Annotated in this window: 12 protein-coding genes; 5 read left to right on the forward strand and 7 right to left on the reverse strand. The window is 66.2% G+C overall.

The window, feature by feature from the left end:
* Positions 1–483: 483 nt before the first annotated feature.
* From ACUVYZ_RS16120 to ACUVYZ_RS16130, 3 genes are read left to right on the forward strand one after another with little or no spacing between them, the layout of a single operon-like run.
* On the forward strand, positions 484–1,857 hold the full coding sequence (locus tag ACUVYZ_RS16120) for a selenium-binding protein SBP56-related protein (RefSeq protein ID WP_439935505.1): 1,374 nt from the start codon (positions 484–486) through the stop codon (positions 1,855–1,857).
* Complete coding sequence (locus ACUVYZ_RS16125) at positions 1,857–2,591, forward strand: SCO family protein (RefSeq protein ID WP_439935504.1); 735 nt, start codon at positions 1,857–1,859, stop codon at positions 2,589–2,591. Before ACUVYZ_RS16120 ends, ACUVYZ_RS16125 begins: the two co-directional genes overlap by 1 nt.
* Complete coding sequence (locus ACUVYZ_RS16130; RefSeq protein ID WP_439935503.1) at positions 2,588–3,727, forward strand: cytochrome-c peroxidase; 1,140 nt, start codon at positions 2,588–2,590, stop codon at positions 3,725–3,727. Before ACUVYZ_RS16125 ends, ACUVYZ_RS16130 begins: the two co-directional genes overlap by 4 nt.
* Before the next feature lie 433 nt (positions 3,728–4,160).
* Here the strand turns inward: ACUVYZ_RS16130 and ubiD are convergent, their stop codons facing one another.
* Together ubiD and ACUVYZ_RS16140 are read right to left on the reverse strand one after the other, a co-directional pair.
* Complete coding sequence (ubiD, locus tag ACUVYZ_RS16135; protein ID WP_439935502.1) at positions 4,161–5,627, reverse strand: 4-hydroxy-3-polyprenylbenzoate decarboxylase; 1,467 nt, start codon at positions 5,625–5,627, stop codon at positions 4,161–4,163.
* A 56-nt stretch (positions 5,628–5,683) separates the two neighbouring features.
* Positions 5,684–6,064 carry a hypothetical protein gene (locus tag ACUVYZ_RS16140; protein ID WP_439935501.1) on the reverse strand — a complete coding sequence of 127 codons (381 nt, stop codon included), beginning with the start codon at positions 6,062–6,064 and terminating at the stop codon, positions 5,684–5,686.
* On the opposite strand from ACUVYZ_RS16140, the gene ACUVYZ_RS16145 reads away from it, so the two are divergent.
* Positions 6,063–7,163, forward strand: a complete 1,101-nt coding sequence (locus ACUVYZ_RS16145; RefSeq protein WP_439935500.1) for a PEP-CTERM sorting domain-containing protein — start codon at positions 6,063–6,065, stop codon at positions 7,161–7,163. The two genes, ACUVYZ_RS16140 and ACUVYZ_RS16145, sit on opposite strands and share 2 nt — an antisense overlap.
* Before the next feature lie 113 nt (positions 7,164–7,276).
* A complete protein-coding gene (locus ACUVYZ_RS16150; RefSeq protein WP_439935499.1) occupies positions 7,277–8,617 on the forward strand; it encodes a tetratricopeptide repeat protein in 1,341 nt (446 codons plus the stop codon).
* A gap of 624 nt (positions 8,618–9,241) precedes the next feature.
* Here ACUVYZ_RS16150 and ubiA read toward each other — a convergent pair.
* From ubiA to dapF, 5 genes are all read right to left on the reverse strand, one after another.
* Positions 9,242–10,099 (reverse strand): 4-hydroxybenzoate octaprenyltransferase, encoded by an 858-nt coding sequence (ubiA, locus tag ACUVYZ_RS16155; RefSeq protein WP_439935498.1) that lies wholly within the window; start codon positions 10,097–10,099, stop codon positions 9,242–9,244.
* Positions 10,096–10,641 (reverse strand): chorismate--pyruvate lyase family protein, encoded by a 546-nt coding sequence (locus tag ACUVYZ_RS16160; RefSeq protein WP_439935497.1) that lies wholly within the window; start codon positions 10,639–10,641, stop codon positions 10,096–10,098. The genes ubiA and ACUVYZ_RS16160 overlap by 4 nt, the downstream gene beginning before the upstream one ends.
* A 667-nt stretch (positions 10,642–11,308) precedes the next feature.
* Positions 11,309–12,214, reverse strand: coding sequence for a tyrosine recombinase XerC (gene xerC / locus ACUVYZ_RS16165; protein WP_439935496.1), 906 nt, complete (start codon positions 12,212–12,214; stop codon positions 11,309–11,311).
* Between the two features lie 22 nt (positions 12,215–12,236).
* A complete protein-coding gene (locus ACUVYZ_RS16170; RefSeq protein WP_439935495.1) occupies positions 12,237–12,893 on the reverse strand; it encodes a DUF484 family protein in 657 nt (218 codons plus the stop codon).
* Positions 12,894–12,927: 34 nt separating this feature from the next.
* Positions 12,928–13,761 carry a diaminopimelate epimerase gene (gene dapF, locus ACUVYZ_RS16175; RefSeq protein WP_439935494.1) on the reverse strand — a complete coding sequence of 278 codons (834 nt, stop codon included), beginning with the start codon at positions 13,759–13,761 and terminating at the stop codon, positions 12,928–12,930.

Genomic DNA, 13,761 nt, shown 5'->3' on the forward strand with positions numbered 1-13,761 from the left:
ATCGCCCAGCTGATCGAGCTTGCCGAAGCGATCTTCGAGATCAAAGAAACCGGATTGGAGCATCGTCGTTTCTCGCGTTTTGTTGTTGGGGCGTTAGAATGAGTGAATTATTAGAGGTTCCCTTAAGTTTGCGCTCCGATAGAGCCGAAACAGATTCATTGGAGGATTGCAGGAAGGATGGCCAGCGGGACCCGGGCAAGCGGCGGGATCGGGCGCAGCAGCCCCAACAACGCCGAAGTAAAGTCGTGAAACTTCCTAATCAGGGGGATGAGGGAAATTCCGTGGCGTGTAAGTAGACTTCCGCATTGCTGGGCGTGATCCTTTTTCTTATGGTTGCGGCAAAAAGGGGGGCGCCCGAAGGGGACGACCGGTCGCGTGCAAGCCCGCCTCTCCGGTATGCTTGCTTATCGATTGATTTTCGTATCTGCTTACAATCGAACACTTGAGCTAAGCTCACCGACACGAAGGAGGATTGTTATGCCCATGAAGTCAACGTGGTGCGTCGGTTGGAAGCCGAAATCGTTGATCCTCGCCTCGGCTCTCGCCCTTGTGCTGGCGGGACTTTTGCCTGCCGCTCCCGTCTCCGCCGATGAGACCAGTTGCTCTCCCTTCACGCCGTTGATCAAAGGGCAGGAGGAGTTCGTCTACGTCTGGACCCTCGGCGTCGAGGGGGTGGGCGACGGCTCCGACAAGCTGGTGACGGTGGACGTGAACCCCAAGTCCAAGAAGTTCGGCAAAGTGATCCATACGGTCTCCGTGGGCAGCCGCGGCGAGGCACACCACATGGGACTTTCCGACGATCGCCGCTACCTGTGGGCGGGGCAGCTCGACTCGAGCAAGATCTACGTGTTCGACATCGCCACCGACCCGGCCCAGCCTAAGCTGGTGAGAACGATCACCGATATAGCGGATAAGACCGGCTACGTGGGTCCCCACACCTTCTACGCCATCCCCGGGCGCATGCTGATCCAGGCCCTGTCCAACAACAAGGACCATGGCGGGATCACCGGCATCGCCGTGTACAACAACCAGGGCGAGTTCGTGGCCAAGTACGACATGCCCCTGGGCGAGATCGGCGGGGTCAAGGGCGACGGCTACGGCTATGACATCGGCATCAATCCCCAGAAGAACACGATGCTCACCACCTCCTTCACCGGGTGGAACAACTACATGATGGACCTGGGCAAGCTGATCCAGGACCAGGAGGCGATGAAGCGCTTCGGCAATACCTCGGTGATCTGGGACTTCAAGGCGATGAAGCCCGTGAAGATCTTCAATACGCCGGGGGCACCGCTGGAAGTGCGCTGGTCCTGGAAGCCCGGCGACAACTGGGCGGTGACCACTGCGGCGCTCACCTCGGCCATGTGGGTCTTCAAGCAGGATGCCAAGGGTGAGTGGCAGGCCCATAAAGTGGCGGACATCGGCGATCCGACGAAGGTGCCCTTGCCGGTAGATATCAGCCTGAGGAGCGACGCCAAGGGCTTGTGGGTCAACACCTTCATGGATGGGACGGCGCGCTATTTCGACATGTCGAATCCCCTGCAACCAAAGCAGGTGTACGCGAAAAAGATTGGATCTCAGGTCAACATGGTGTCCCAGAGCTACGACGGCAAGCGGCTTTATTTCACCAGCTCGCTCCTCGCCAACTGGGACAAGAAGGGGCCCGAGGACGAGCAGTTCCTCAAGATGTACCACTGGGACGGCAAGGAGCTCAAACTCGCCTTCCATATCGACTTCTACAAGGAAAAGCTCGGGCGTGCCCATCACATGAAGTTCCAGGTGCGGGACCTGAAGAAGCTCAAGCCCCTGGAGGCGGCGCTGCCCCCCGACCACGCCAAGCTCGCGGTGAAGGAGTGATGGCTACCCGGCTCATCGCCAACAATAACCTCCCTCAGAGCCTTCGCCTCCTGCTTGCAGGAGGCGTTTTTTTCCTACTGGGCCTCCCGCTCGCCCAGGCTCACGGGGAGAAGGACGGGGCGCCGGCGGCGGCCCCCGTCATGGACTTCGTGCCCCCTGCGCCGGGGACTTACGTCCTCCATCCCATCATGCGCGCCGCCGACGGCGTGGTATTGGACTCGACGGGCCAGCAGCGCCGGCTTTCGGAATTCACCGGCGGCAAGGTGACCCTCCTCACCTTCATGTACACGTCTTGCGCCGATCCTGGCGGCTGCCCTTACGCCCTCTACGTGTTCCACCAGGTGAAGCGGTCGGTGGAGGAGGACCCCCGCCTGTACGGCCGGGTGGGGCTGGTGACCTTAAGCTTCGATCCTCTGCGGGACACGCCCGAGGTCCTGGCGGGACAACAGGCGCTCCAGGCCGGGCGCCCAGGCGCGGTGGCCTGGCACTTCCTCACCACGGCCTCCCTCAAGGAGCTGCTGCCCATCCTGGACGGCTACGGCCAGGACGTGGCCATCGAGCTCGATGAAAAGACTGGCAAGCCCACGGGTTTCTACAACCATGTGCTCAAAGTCTTTCTCATCGATAAAGCCCGTGAGGTGCGGGAGATCTACACGACCGCCTACCTGCTGCCCGCGGTGGTGGTGAACGACATCAAGACCCTCCTCATGGAGGAGGGCCACGCGCTGCGATGAAGGCGGCGGCCGCCCTGCTCGCCTGCGCCGTCTCCCTTTCGGCTTGCCAGGGAGGGCATGACGGCCGAACGAGCCCGGCGGATTCCTTCCGCCCGGCGCCGCCCCTGGGGCTGCCCGAGGTGCCGGTGCCGCCCGACAATTCCTTAACCCCGGCGAAAATCGAGCTGGGGCGTAAGCTCTTCCTGGACCGGCGGCTCTCTCACAATGGCACCCTCTCTTGTGCCATGTGCCACGTGCCGGAGCAGGGGTTTACCTCCAACGAGCTGGCGACCCCCATCGGCCTGGAAGGGCGCAGCCTGCGGCGCAACGCCCCCACCCTGTACAACGTGGCCTATGCGGCGAGCCTGTTCCACGACGGCCGGGAGACGAGCCTGGAAAACCAGGCATGGGGGCCGCTCCTCGCCCGCAGCGAGATGGGCAATCCTTCCGTCGGCTACGTGATCGAGAAAATCAAGGCCCTGCCCGACTACGACGGGCTATTTGAGCAGGCCTTCGGGCGCGGACCCGACATGCTGACCGTCGGCCAGGCGCTCGCCGCCTACCAGCGCACCCTTCTTTCCGCCAACTCCCCCTTCGACCGTTGGTACTACGGCGGAGAGAAAAACGCGCTGACGCCGGAAGAGCAGCGGGGTTTCGAGATTTTCCGCGGCAAAGGAGGCTGCGCCGCCTGCCACGCCTTCGGCGAAAAGCATGCCCTCTTCACCGATAACGGCTTCCATAACACCGGCATCGGCTGGGCCCGCAGCATGGGTGTGAAGGGAAAACATTCCGTGCAGCTTGCCCCGGGGCTCACAGTGGAAGTGGAAGAGAAGATGCTCCAGGACTTCGAGCCGCCGCTGCCCGACACGGGTCGGTTCGAGGTCACCTTCGATCCTCGAGACCGCTGGGCCTACCGTACCCCCACCCTGCGCAACGTCGCCCTCACCGCGCCCTACATGCACGACGGGTCGCTGGCCACGCTGGAGGAAGTGGTGGAGTTCTATGATCAGGGTGGAATCGACCATCCCCTGAAGGACCCCCTGCTCAGGCCCCTCGGCCTAACGGCCGAAGAGCAGCAGGCCCTGGTGGCTTTCCTCAAGACCCTCACCGGGGACAACGCGGACCGGCTCGCCCGGGACGCCCGGGCGGCGCCTTAGTCTCCAGTCCATCGTTCGTCCGCATTCACTGCCGATGCTTGCCCCCTTGCTCCGAGGAAGCAAGGGGGTGGATGGGCTGCAGCGCATAGGCTGGCAGAGACGTAGCAGCAACCCATCCCCACCCCAACCCGTCCACGGCCCGGCAGGCAGGCCGGGCCGGCTCCGCGGGCGCAGAGCAGTGCTCTGCGAAACCCCCGCTCCGCCCCCTTGAAGGGGAGGGAGCCCATCCCCACCCTAACCCGTCCACGGCCCAGCATGCTCGGCCGTGCCGGACAGCAGGTAGCGATCAAAGTCAGGAAAGCGGCGTAGGGCTTGATCGACCGGCAGCGCGCAAGCTGCGCTTCAGCGCACCCGATCCGCGCCAAAAATCTTGTTTCGGCTGTCCGGTGCGTTTCGCCTTCGGCTCAACGCACCCTACGAGACGGAAAGCCCCTCACCCCAGGCCCAGGGAATCCCACAGGGCGTCCACCCGCTTCTTCACTCCCGGGTCCATGACGATGGGTCTGCCCCAGGTGCGGGTGGTTTCTCCGGGCCACTTGTTCGTCGCGTCGATCCCCATCTTGCCGCCCAGGCCCGACACGGGGCTGGCGAAGTCCAGGTAGTCGATGGGGGTGTTCTCCACGATGACCGTGTCGCGGGCCGGATCGACCCGGGTGGTGAGGGCCCAGATCACCTCCTTCCAGTTGCGCACGTCCACGTCGTCGTCGGTCACCACGATGAACTTGGTGTACATGAACTGGCGCAGGAAGCTCCAGACGCCGAACATGATTCGTTTGGCGTGGCCCGGGTACTGCTTCTTCATCGACACCACCGCCAGGCGATAGGAGCAGCCCTCGGGCGGGAGATAGAAGTCCACGATCTCGGGAAACTGGCGCGTGAGGATGGGCACGAACACCTCGTTCAACGCCACCCCCAGGATCGCGGGCTCGTCCGGCGGCTTGCCCGTATAGGTGGAGTGGTAGATCGGATCGCGGCGCATCGTGATGCGCTCGATGGTGAACACGGGAAATCGCTCCTGCTCGTTGTAGTAGCCCGTGTGGTCGCCGAAGGGTCCCTCCAGGGCCGTTTCTCCCGGATGGATCGCCCCTTCCAGCACGATCTCGGCGGAGGCGGGCACCGAGAGATCGCTGTCGATACATTTGATAATCTCCGTGCGGCTGCCCCGCAGCAAGCCGGCAAACTGGTACTCGGACAGGGTGTCCGGCACCGGGGTCACCGCCCCCAGGATCGTGGCGGGGTCGGCCCCCAGGGCCACCGCCACGGGAAACGGCTTTCCCGGGTGGGCCTCGCCGTGGTCGCGAAAGTCCAGCGCCCCGCCCCGGTGGGCGAGCCAGCGCATGATCACCCGGTTAGGGCCGATCACCTGCTGGCGGTAAATGCCTAAATTCTGGCGCTTCTTGTAAGGCCCCCTGGTCACCGTGAGCCCCCAGGTGATGAGGGGGCCGGCGTCCCCCGGCCAGCAGGTCTGAACCGGCAACCGGGAAAGGTCCACGTCGGCGCCCTCCCACACTATCTCCTGGCAGGGGGCCGAAGACACCTCTTTGGGTGCCATCGACAGCACCTGCTTCAGAAGCGGCAGCTTGTCCAGGGCGTCCCGGAAGCCCTGGGGCGGCTCCGGCTCCTTCAAGTAGGCGAGGAGCTTTCCCACCTCCCGCAAGGCCTCCACCGATTCCTGCCCCATCCCCAGGGCGACCCGCCGCGGGGTGCCGAAGAGGTTCCCGAGCACCGGGATCGCGTGCCCCTTGGGCTTCTCGAACAGAAGGGCCGGCCCCCCCGCCTTCAGCACCCGGTCGCAGATCTCAGTGATCTCGAACCGCGGATCCACCTCCACGGCGACGCGCTTGAGCTCGCCTAAGGCTTCGAGACGGGAGAGAAAGTCGCGCAGGTCGCGGTATTTCATGGGAAAGAGGGAGTCGGGCTCGACCCATTATAGGGGAATGGCCGTTTCGTCCACCTTCAAAAGCCGAGTGTTAAGCGGATCGACATTGGAGGTCTTTCATCGGCCCGGCGGCCTCCAGGGAGGGCGGCAAGGATGGCGAAGCCCTCGGCGCCCGCCGCCGGGAAAAAATGGAAAAAGATCAAAGAATACAGTGGCGTATGACATGAAAATGGAAAACGCGAGGGCGCCTTGGAGAGGGGGCAATGCCTTGGGGCAACACCCTTTGCTGGCCTTTCCGCCCGACTGTCGGCGCTTTTATCAAACTGGCTCTGTGGTCCCTGAGGGCTTTTGGATATCCGGCTGATTTCAAGGGGAAAGGTGACGATGGCACCGCCTTTGCTTTGGACGATTTTGGACAATTTCAACAATGTCAGACTCTGCGAAAGGGGGTCCGCCATGAGAACAAAGCTACGCAAGACCGTGCTGACGCTGGCATTCGTGGCAGGGGGGTTGGGGCTGGCGGGCACCGCGCAGGCGGGTGCCTTCATTACCAATGGGACCATTACGTTAGGGGTAAACGACGAAGGGCACCTCAACGTCTTCCCAACGGATGCGGGGGTGGTCGGTACCTATCCGGGCGTGTCCTTGAGCGGGACCACGCCGGTGGGCCTCCGGTATAACCCCACGGGGGCGGAATCCACCGCCCCGGGCTGCGTCTGCGAAGGATGGGGGGCGGGGATCGTGAGCCTCGGCGTGAGCGGCTACGCCAACCGGGCGGTCGATGGGATCGTGAATCTCTCCCTGGTGAGCTTCTCCGCCACCGCCAGTACCGCGACCTCGGTGGTTGACATCCTGGGGGCCTCCGGCGCACCCGTTCTGCGGGTCACCCACTTTTATCACCCCAGCCCGTCCGTCAATCTTTATCAGGTTGATGTCACCATCCAGAACCTGAGCGGCATGGACCTGGCGGCGGGAGACCTGGTGTACCGCCGGGTGATGGACTGGGACGTGGAGCCGACGGCGTTCAGCGAGTTCGTGACCATCCAGGGCGTGCCGGCCCTGTTAGGAGTCGCCAACGGCAACAACGTGCGCCGCACAGGGAACAACGGCTTCGACACCGCTAACCCCCTGACGACCTTTGGTGCCACAATCTTCGGTGGCGCCTGCACGGCGGCGGAGTTACTCAACAGTAATTTCACCGACTGCGGTCCAGCCGATCACGGCGCCGTGTTCGACTTCGAGTTCGAGGCCCTAGCGAACGGGGCGTCGCGCTCCTTCGTCACCTACTACGGTGCGGCGGGCACCGAAGCGGATGCCGATGCGGCGCGAGCCCTCGTGGGCGCGGGGCTCTACTCCTACGGGCAGTGCGATTCCAGCTCCGACTCCTCGTGCAGCCATATCACCGGCGCGCCGAACACCTTCATCTTCGCCTTCGGCGCGACGGGGGGCGTGCTGGAACCCCCGCCGCCCACCGGCGTCCCCGAGCCAGGGTCCCTCGCCCTGGTGGGGTTGGGGCTCATGGGGCTGGCGGCCCTTCGCTCCCGCAAGCGGCGCTGAACCGACCCACGCTCGACATCCACCCCTTTCCGGCCCGGCTGGAAAGGGGTTTTTGTTTTTTCCGGGCCCGGGGCGATAATCGCTCACGCAGCATGATCGATGGAAGCCCGTCCATGGAGGTGATGCCGGTGCCTACTCGCCTTGCAAGCCGCTTTTGCCTGACCGTTCTCGCCCTGCTGGCGCTGGCGGCGCCCGGCGCCGCGCCCGCCGTGCCTTTCGAGCTGCTGGTGCCTCGCACCTCGCCCCCGGGAGCCCCCAAGACCGAGGGCGCGCCCGGCCAGGCCAAGCTCCAGGCCGGCTACGAGGCGCTCAACGGGAAAGACCTGACCACGGCGTCGAAAGCCTTTACGGAAGCCCACAAGCTCGACCCGAAAGCGCCCGAGCCCCTGCTGGGGCTGGCGGAAGTCGCCCGCCTGAAGAAGGATCTGAAGGGCGTCGAAAACTGGCTGCGCCAGGCCCTGGCCGCCGCCCCGGAGGATGCGGCGGTGCAGCGGGCGTGGGGGCGCTATGAGTTCGTCATGGGACGCTATCCCGCCGCCGAGGCCGCGTTCCAGAAGGCGATCCGCCTCGATCCCCGGTCGGCCGGGGCTTACCTGGACCTGGGCGACTTGTACATGACGGCGCTCGACAAGCCCAAGGAGGCTGCCGAGGCCTACGGAGAGGCGGTGCGGCTCGATCCCCGCCACGGGGGCGCCCGCCACGGGCTCGGCATGGCGCTCGCCGCCCAGCGAAGATTCGACGAGGCGGAGGCCGCGTTCCGCAGGGCCGCGGAGCTTTCCCCGGGAAATCCCCTGCCGCTCCAGGCCCTGGGCCGGCTCCACCTCTCCCGCGGGAAGATGGACCCGGCCCTGGCGGCCTACAATGAACTGCTGCAAGCGAATCCGGATTTCGTGCCAGCGCTCCTGGACCGGGGCGACCTCTATTGGGCGAAGGGCGAGAAAGACAAGGCCATCGCCGACTACCAGCGGGCCGTGCAGGCGGCGCCGAAAAACGCCGACGCCCAGTTCAAGCTGGGAACCGCTTACCACGGGAGCGGCCAGAAGGCGGAGGCCGAGAGGGCCTACCGGGCGACCTTGGAGGCGAACCCCCGCCACGCGCCGGCCTACAACAATCTGGCGTGGCTGCTGGCCCAAAGCGGGCAGCGCCTGGACGAGGCGCTGCGGCTCGCCAAAAAAGCGGTGGCGCTGGCGCCCGACATGGGCACCTTCCACGACACGCTGGGAACGATCCACCTCATGCGCCGAGAGCTGGACCCGGCCATCGCCGCATTCCGGAAAGCGGCCGCCACGCAGCCGCCCCAGGCCGAGTTCTACTACCGCCTGGGGGTCGCCTATAGTCGCAAGGGCAATCGCCAGGAAGCGATCGCGGCGCTCAAGAAAGCCCTGGAGATCCAGAAAGACTTCACCTACGCCGCCGATGCCCGCAAAGAGTTGGAGAAGCTGGGCGGCGGTTGAGAAGCGGAAGGCCTGGATCGCGCGGCGCTGCTGGGTGCAGCCCGCCCGCGCCGCGCACCTCGCGCCAGCACGGTAGGGTGCGCCTCGGCGCACCGCTTGGTAGGTCCCCTCTCATGGCGGTGCGTTTCGGCTGCGCTCAACGCACCCTACGCCCTCGCCGTAGGGTGCGCTTTAGCGCACCACTCCGGAGGTTCTTCCCCGCTGGGCGGTGCGTTTCGCTCTCACCCAACGCACCCTACGGATGGGGGTTGTCGGGGGCGCTTCGACGCCTAAACCCGTAGGGTGCGCCTTGGCGCACCGCTTCGGCGCTTCGAGACCTGTACCGGTGCGTTTCGGCTGCGCTCAACGCACCCTACGGGATTTCACGGTATCGAATTTCGCTCGATCTCCGCTCGCAGCGATTCCTTGTCCGTTTGAGTAGCGAGGGGCCCGAGCCGTACCTTTTCGGCCAAAGCCTCAGCCAGCGCTTCCGCTTTTGGTCCACGCCCCAGACACGCCGGCGGCCTTGAGCCGCTCCACGAAGTTCAGCGTGTCGAAAGGCGTAGTCGTCAAGCCACCTCCTGCCATCGGTTCGGCTTCTAGGCACGATCTTCGTACGGGCGAATTTCCAATACGCTGGGGCGCTCACAGCGTGCTCGCCACGATCCCGGCGAAGATCGCAGCGCCCACCCAGTTGTTGTGGAGGAACGCCTGGAAGCAGCGCTGCCGGTCCCGGTCCCGGATCAGGACGTACTGGTAGGCGGCGAGCCCCGCCGCTGCCGCGAGCCCCAGGTAGTACGCAAACCCGAGCTTGAGGGCGATACCCACGCCGGCGAGGATCGCGAGAAACGCCCCGTGGGCCGCCATCACCCCCGCCACGTCGTGGCGCCCCAGGGTGATGGCGGAGGTCTTGATGCCCAGCTTGAGATCGTCGGGGCGGTCCACCATGGCGTACTCGGTGTCGTAGGCGATGGACCAGAAGACGTTCCCGACGAGCAGCGCCCAGGCGACCGGGGGCACGCTTTCCGTGTGGGCCGCGTAGGCCATGGGGATGCCGAAGCCGAAGGCGACGCCGAGATACGCCTGGGGGAACGGGAAGAAGCGCTTGGTGAAGGGATAGGTGACCGCCAGGAGCGCCGCCGGCACGGCGAGGAGCACCGTGAGGCGGTTCAACTGGAGCACCAGCAGGAAGGCGCCCAGGGCCAGGACCGCCGCCACGGCGAGGGCCTCCCCCGGCGCGACGCGCCCGGTGGCCAGGGGCCGGTGGCGCGTGCGCTCCACATGGGGATCGATGTCCCGGTCGGCGAAATCGTTGATGGCGCACCCCGCGGAGCGCATGAGTACCGCGCCGGCGACGAAGATGGCCACCACGGTCCAGTCGGGGCGGCCGCCGCTGGAAAGCCACAGGGCCCAGAGGGTGGGCCACAGAAGCAGCAGGATACCGATGGGGCGGTCGAGCCGCACCAGCCGGGCGTAGGCGTCGAGGCGATCAGCGAGGATCACGGCCTGAGTTGGAGAACACCGGGAAGGAACACTTCGGTCACCAGGAGCGGGCGCTCCTCCAGGCGGAAGAGGGAGCGCCTCGCCCACAGCTCCGGCGGCCGCACGGCGAGGCGCGCCGCGGCGCGGCGAAACAGCCCGTCGCAGGGGCGCAGCCGGCTGAACTCCAGGGGTGTGCGGCGGACCCGGGGATCGGTGAACAAGGCCTCTCCCAAGGGCTGGTCGCCCAGGCGCGACAGCCAGCGCCACGGCCCGTTCAGATCCCGGCGCGCCGCCACCGAGTGGGCGAACACCACGGGGACCTCAGCGCAATATAGGAATACCTCCCGCACCAATGCCCGCTCCCGGGGCTTAAGGCGGAGTCGCTCCCGCTCGTCGGGCAAAGGCAGGGCGAATCCCTGGGCCAGGGGTTGCACCCTGAACGCCGCACAGGCGCGGCGCAGCCGGGCGGTGAGGGATCCCCGATCCAGGAGCCATCCCCGGTAGGCGCCCGGGCAGCCGCCGAGCCGGCCTCGCCAGACGATGAAACGGGAAGCGGCGCTCATTCATCTTCGCAAAAAAGGTGAAACGGAATTATGCCAAAGACGGCGCGGCGCGCTGAACGTTCAGCCACGGGTGAGCACGGATATCCACGAATGGGAAAACAACCTCACCCGCATCGCTAAAAATCCGCGCCCATGGGTGGTCCGCCGTAGGGTGTGTAGAGCGCAGCGAAACGCACCGAACGGCATTATACGGTGCGCCGCGGCGCGTCCTGCGCCGCACCCCATCCCCCTCCCGGCCTCCCCCTTGAAGGGGGAGGTGGACTCGGATGGCGGCCTCCCCCTTGAAGGGGGAGGATGACAGGGGCATGCCGGGCCGTGGACGGATTGGGGTGGGGATGGGCTCCCTCCCCTTCAAGGGGGCGGAGCGGGGGTTTCGCAGAGCACAGCTCTGCGCCCGCGGAGCCGGCCCGGCCTGCCTGCCGGGCCGTGGACGGGCTGGGGTGGGGATGGGCTCCCTCCCCTTCAAGGGGAGGGTTAGGGAGGGGATGGGTGCCCTCCCACGCGCCCGTGGGCAGCTTGAAAGGTAGCCCATGGATCTTGTTTGCATGGGTGTTAAGGCGAGGCATGGGAGGACAGGTTACAACCCCATGTGAATTTCAATAAATCTTTTGCTTTATTCGCGAACATCCGTGTCCATTCGTAGCCAAACTAGGTCGGTTCGATTTTCTCATTTCTTCTTCCGCGCCCGCGGATGCGCCGCGTCGTACACCTTGGCCAGATGCTGGAAGTCGAGGTGGGTATACACCTGGGTCGTGGAAATGCTCGCGTGGCCCAGCATTTCCTGCACCGCCCGCAGGTCGCCGCTCGACTGGAGCAGATGGGAGGCGAACGAGTGGCGCAACACGTGGGGATGAACGTTGGCCGCGATTTCCTGGCGCCTGGCCCAGCCCTTGAGCCTGGCCTGGATCGCCCGCGGGCTCAGGCGGGCGCCGGTGCGGGCGAGGAAGAGCGCCGCCTGCCGGGCTCCGGCGAAGCGGCCGCGCACTGCGAGCCACGCCTGCAGCGCCTCCAGGGCGCAGCGCCCCACCGGCACCACCCGGGTCTTCGCTCCCTTGCCGGTCACGCGGACCGTACCGTCGGCGAGATTCACGTCGTCCACGGTGAGGCCCGCCAGCTCCGCGAGCCGCAGCCCCGAGGAGTAGAACAGCTCGAACGCCGCTTTGTCCCGCAGGGCCAGGGGGTCCTGGGCCTGGAACGCCAGGAGCCTCGCCGCCTGGTCCGGGGAAAGCGCCTCGGGCAGCGTTCGCTTCACCCGGGGCGAGCGCACGCCCAGGCAGGGGTTGGCGCCGAAGCCGTGATCCCGGGCCAGGTAGTTGAAAAAGGTGCGCCACGCCGACAGGGCCCGGGCCAGGCTGCGGCCCGAAAGGCCCCGGGCATGGAGGGTGGCGACGAAGCGGCGGATGTGGTGGGCATCCAGCCCGGAGAGGGGCGTGGTTTTGGCCAGCTCGAGCAGCAGGTCCACGTCCCGCCCATAGCTCTTCACGGTATGGGGGCTCAAGCGCCGCTCCATAGCCAGGTGGGCCAGGAACCCCTGGCGCAGGGCCTCCGGGCCGGGTCGTGGGCGCTCGCTCACCACAATCCCTGGCCTGGATGCCTCAAGAGGAAGCGTTGAACCGGGCCACCGCGGCCCCCGCCAGCTCTCCCAACCGGGCCAGGTAGACCGTTCCCATTTCCGGGTAGAAGCGCCGTGCATCCTCGCTCGCCAGCACCAGGAGCCCCAGGGTGCGCCCGTAACGGATGGGCACCAGGGCAAAGGAGCGCAGTCGAGCCGCCGCTTCGCCGAACCAGGCGAGGGGCTCCGGCGGAAGATGGCCGCCGCAATGGCCTTGGGTCAACCCCTCGGCGAGAGCGTGCACGTCGGCGCTCACCGGGGCGAGCTCCGGCAGGTCCAGGGAATCCGCTTCCACACCCCAGACCCGCATCGCTACATGGGGCACGCCGAAATCCTCCCGCAGGTTGAAGGCGAGGACGTAGAGCGCCGAAGCCAGGTCCCGCGCCGCCATCAAGCCCAGGCTCAGGCGATGCATCTTCTCCCCGATGGCATCGTTTTCCTCACCGAAGCCGATCAGCTCCCGCAACTTTTCTTCCAGCAGCTTGTTCTTCTCCCGCAGGGCGAGCATCTGGCGTTCCGACAGGGGGATGGCGCGGCCGCCGTGGGGATGAGGCACGTAGATTTCCGCCATCTGCTCGGCATAGCGCTCGAAGAACTCCGGATGGTCCTGGAGATAGCGCGCCACGTCGTCGGGATTCATGGGCATCATGGATTTCGTTCTCCCCATTATCGATCTATTCGATCTCGATCACGCCTTCGAACACGGTCTGCGCCGGCCCGGTCATCCACACCGGCCGGCCCTCCCCTTCCCAGCGGACGGTGAGCCGTCCTCCCCGGGTGCTCACCTCGACCTCGGGATCGAGCCGCCCCCGCTGGATGCCGGCCACCACTGCCGCGCACGCCCCGGTGCCGCAGGCCAGGGTCTCCCCCGCCCCCCGCTCGTAGACCCGAAGGCGGATGTGCCGCCGGTCCAGCACCTGCATGTAGCCGGCGTTCACCCGCTCGGGAAAACGGGGATGGCACTCGATCAGCGGGCCTTCCCGCTCCACCGGCGCCGCGTCCACGTCCTCCACGATCTGCACCGCGTGGGGATTGCCCATGGAGAGGACGCTCACTTCCCGCACCGCGCCGTCCACTTCCAGGGAATAGGTGAGGGCGCGGCTCTCGGCCAGGAAGGGGACGTCCCGGGGCTCGAAGCGGGGGACGCCCATGTCCACCGTCACCTGGCCGTCGGCTTCCAGCCGGGGCACGATCACCCCCGAGCGGGTCTCCACCCGGATCTCCCGCTTGGCGGTCAGGCCCTTCTCGTGCACGAAGCGCACGAAGCAGCGGGCGCCGTTGCCGCACTGTTCCACTTCGCTTCCGTCGGCGTTGAAGATCCGGTAGCGGAAGTCCACGTCCGGCCGGGACGGCGGTTCCACCAGGAGGACCTGGTCGCAGCCCACGCCGTAGTGCCGGTCGGCCAGGCGCCGCAACTGATCCCGGGTGAGAACGATGGATTGGCGCATTCCGTCCAGCACGACGAAGTCGTTGCCCAACCCCTGCATTTTGGTGAAGGGAAGCCGCAT

The sequence above is a fragment of the Pelomicrobium sp. P1 genome, from assembly GCF_052805615.1.